The following is a 3786-nucleotide window of genomic DNA, read 5'->3' on the forward strand; positions in this document are numbered from 1 at the left end:
ACTTTGCCTCCGGCTTCCTTCAGATTCCACCTCACGATGGACACCCTTGCCTTTGGCTAATGGTTCCCACTGCCAAGCCCATAGCGGACTTTCACCGCCAAGTTACTGCCCATGCCGGGCGCACATGAAACAGCATAACCCAAAAGAGGTTATGCTGTCTTGTTTGTCCTTTTACATCATACCCATGCCGCCGCTGTTTTGCTGCATGTTATTCATATTATTCATATTGTTCATGCCCATCATTCCTCCCATAGGCATCATATTCATCATGCCCATGCCATTATTTCCACTCATACTGCCCTGCATTTGCATATTGCCACCCATATTCCCATTGATTTGCTGCTGCATCATATGCAACTGCTGCTGTATTTGATTCAACTGTTGCTGCATCATCAGGTAATGATAATTCGTGGGCATATTCATTTCTACGTTGCCACCCATACTTCCCTGCATTTGTATATTTCCCGTCGGCATATAGGCATTCATACCACCCTGCATCTGCATATTTCCACTGATCCCACCCATAGGATTTTGATGGAATCCTTGCTGTTGATGCTGCAAATGGATATTGTTGTCTGCCATGCTATTATTCGTGGAGACAAAACCAAGCACCACAACACTGGCAAGGATTCCTAGAAAGGAAAATACAGCCAATTTAAACCATCCGTTATTCATCATCTTAAACCCTCCCATTTTCGCTTTTTCTAAAATTTTATAGTTTACAACCTGATCCTGTCCGGCTCCCTTGCCCTTTTCTTTTGTTCCCGATTTGCCTTTGGCACGGCTGGACAAATAATTTATAAAACTCCAAACTGCCAACCCGGACCCAAGGAATAAAAGGGCTAACAGGATAAACATGTAGAGTTGCCCTAATGAACCCAATATATTCAACTGCATCACCTCTTCCCCTTATCTGTGCTAGAAGGGTTCCGTACACAGTACATGCCCACGCCGGCTGCTATCATAAGAACTGACCGCTGTCAGAGCAATCAGGATTTTCACTGTCTTGTCCATGAAATGCCCCCTTTCTTTCCTTATATATTTTCTTTCATCCTTTTTAAATTCTATGGATACATTATATAAAATATATATGGAGATTTTATGGATATCCGAAACTTTTCGATAGTTTTTTATTTTTTGTTCTATGTTTTTTTCATTGGAGAAGTCCACTTATTACAATCAATTGTCTAAATAAAAAAACAGACAGTCTAGCAAGACTGCCTATTCTTTGGCAACATTACAATAAACTCTGTACCTTCATTCAGTGAGCTTTCTACCATAATTTTTCCTCGATGGGCTTCCACAATGGCCTTGGTAATGGTCAATCCGATGCCTGCACCTCCCGTAATCCTATTCCTTGATTTTTCAACGCGATAGAATCGTTCAAAGATAAAAGGCAAATTGTCCTTTGAAATTCCTATGCCTGTATCTTTTACCCTTAATCCTATGGCATCCTGGTCACTGGACACACTTACATTGACTTTTCCGCCCTTATTTGTATATTTTAATGCATTGGATATAAGATTCACAATCACTTGACTTATTTTATCTTTATCCGCACATACCAGAATCTCTTTTTTTCCATCAAAATATATCTCTACTCCTTTTTGATGATAATCGTGTTCAAAATTTAACACAATTTGTTCAACCAGAGAAGATATATCAAATCTTGCATAGTTCAAAATCAAATTTTCACTCTCATATTGGGCTAGTCTCTCCAGATCGTCTACCAGCCTGTTCAGTCTGATAATTTCATCATGGCAGCTTTTTAAGCGTTTCCCATCTAACTCCCAGATACCATCGATCATCGCCTCCAAATGGCTTTGCAGGGTAGCCAGAGGTGTTCTCAGCTCGTGGGCAACATCTTCGGTCAGTCTTCGTCTGAGTTTCTCCTGCATTTCCAGAGTTTCAGCCAGATTGTTGACTGTAGCCGTTAACTGATTAATCTCCTTCGTCGTAGATTTTTCATGGCTTCTACCGCCAAAATATCCTTTTGCAATCATTTGGGCCGTATCTATAACCCTGGATATTGGTTTTGTCAACCTGTTGGACATAAGAATCCCGAAGGTAAAAGCAATGAACATGGAAAATATTCCGATTGTCACGAAAACCTTGTTTAATGCCCGCAGAAAAATTATGTCATGATCACTAAGATATAAAGGCCCATAATGGCCAATTGCTACGCTGCCTACTTTCTTTTCCCCATAGAAGACGGGAAAAGTTTTCTCCACATATTCTCCCTTAAGATTGGGATAATATTTTGACACCTTCCTTGCCATATTAGAAATGATTTGTTCACATGCCCCATTGTTATAGGTCCTTGCATCCCAAACAATTTTGTCCGTAATATCTATCACCTTGATGATCAAGCCCTGTTCAAGGGCATTGATTCCAATATTTTGAATACCCTCATACCTCCACTGTCCCTTTTCTTCGTATTGCCGGCCCACGGAAGCTACGATGTCTTTGTATTTTTGTTCCTGGTTTTGCATAATATATTCTCTAAAATGTCTTTCAAAATATATATTGGAAAATATACTGGTTAGGGCCACGCAAACCATTACGATGGCAATATACGATAATGATAATTTTGTTTTGAGGCTAATTTTCACTATACGCACCACCAAATTTATATCCTACGCCATGAACAGTCAAAATGTATTCGGGAGTTTTGGGATTCGTCTCTATTTTTTGCCTCAAATTTTTGATATGGGAGTCGATGGTTCTGTCAAAACCATCAAAATTGCCTTCTAATGCTACAGCAATTAGCTCTTCCCTTGTAAATGCTTTGTGTGGGTATCGCACCATTGTTAAAAGAATTTTATATTCATTTGGAGTAAGATTCACAATTTTTCCGTTTTTCTTTACTTCATGCTTTGCGCTGTTGATCACCAAATCACCGTTATTCAAGGAGATGATATTGGGTGAAAAAACGATACTATCATTTGTTCTTCTCAATAAAGCAACTACCCTTGCCACCAACTGTCTGGGGCTAAAAGGCTTTGTCACATAATCATCGGCACCTATGTCAAGGCCCTTCAGAATATCTTCCTCCTTTGCCTTCGCCGTTAGCATAATAATAGGTACTTTTGATTTTTTCCGTAACATTTTACAAACTTCTTCGCCCATGATATCCGGCAGCATCAGGTCTAAAATAATAAGCGAAGGATTTACTTGTTCAATCAACTGCAAAGCCTGCTGGCCGCTGTATGCCCCATATACCGCATATCCGGCGTTTTCAAGATAGGATCCTACTACTTCAACAAGCTTTGATTCATCATCTACAATAAGAATTTTCCCATTGTTTTCTTTCAACATCATCACCCCTATGCTACGCGAAAATACCGGAAGTAATCTCTCCTCTAAAAACTGCTGCCATTTCAAAGGGAGATACGGAAGCCAACGATTTAGACAGCTCCCTTCATTCTGTTTTCACAGAAGATTGTGAACTTGATAGTTTCTTATAATTTGTCCATTTTTATAGAATACAATTTTATTATACAAAAAAAATATGGAGATTTTATGGAGATCATATGCATCTTTTCAAAATAGGCCATTTTCCAATCATATAGTCCATGACCGAGAGGATGCCAAAACATTGCCGACAGAGTGGTACTTTTGCACAAGTGACAAATAACGCAAATAGGAAGTCCGTCAGACCTCCCTCTATAATCTAACGAATTCTCTTAATTGCTTGCTTTTTCTTAGAATTTCACATTTCTCAAAACTTGCCACATGGATATAATGCTCATTTATGTATAAAACTGGATGGGCAAGGGTGACCTG

The 3786-nt window shown here is 39.4% G+C and carries 3 protein-coding genes; all 3 read right to left on the reverse strand.

All coding sequences use genetic code 11. The features are described from left to right. Window positions 1–171: 171 nt before the first annotated feature. On the reverse strand, window positions 172–897 hold the full coding sequence (locus tag AN619_RS14955; RefSeq protein WP_068558073.1) for a hypothetical protein: 726 nt from the start codon (window positions 895–897) through the stop codon (window positions 172–174). 311 nt (window positions 898–1208) lie between these two features. Further along, the gene (locus AN619_RS14965; RefSeq protein ID WP_068558075.1) at window positions 1209–2612 is read right to left on the reverse strand and encodes a sensor histidine kinase; all 1404 of its coding nucleotides are present in this window, start codon (window positions 2610–2612) and stop codon (window positions 1209–1211) included. Continuing rightward, the gene (locus AN619_RS14970) at window positions 2602–3315 is read right to left on the reverse strand and encodes a response regulator transcription factor (protein ID WP_330382104.1); all 714 of its coding nucleotides are present in this window, start codon (window positions 3313–3315) and stop codon (window positions 2602–2604) included. Before AN619_RS14970 ends, AN619_RS14965 begins: the two co-directional genes overlap by 11 nt. Window positions 3316–3786: the final 471 nt, after the last annotated feature.

Source organism: Thermotalea metallivorans, from assembly GCF_001562415.1.
GTDB lineage: Bacteria > Bacillota > Clostridia > Peptostreptococcales > Thermotaleaceae > Thermotalea > Thermotalea metallivorans.

Bases quoted from the DNA above. Each gene is read 5' to 3' on its own strand.
- AN619_RS14955 (WP_068558073.1), bottom strand. From the start codon at position 897: ATGCAGTTGAATATATTGGGTTCATTAGGGCAACTCTACATGTTTATC.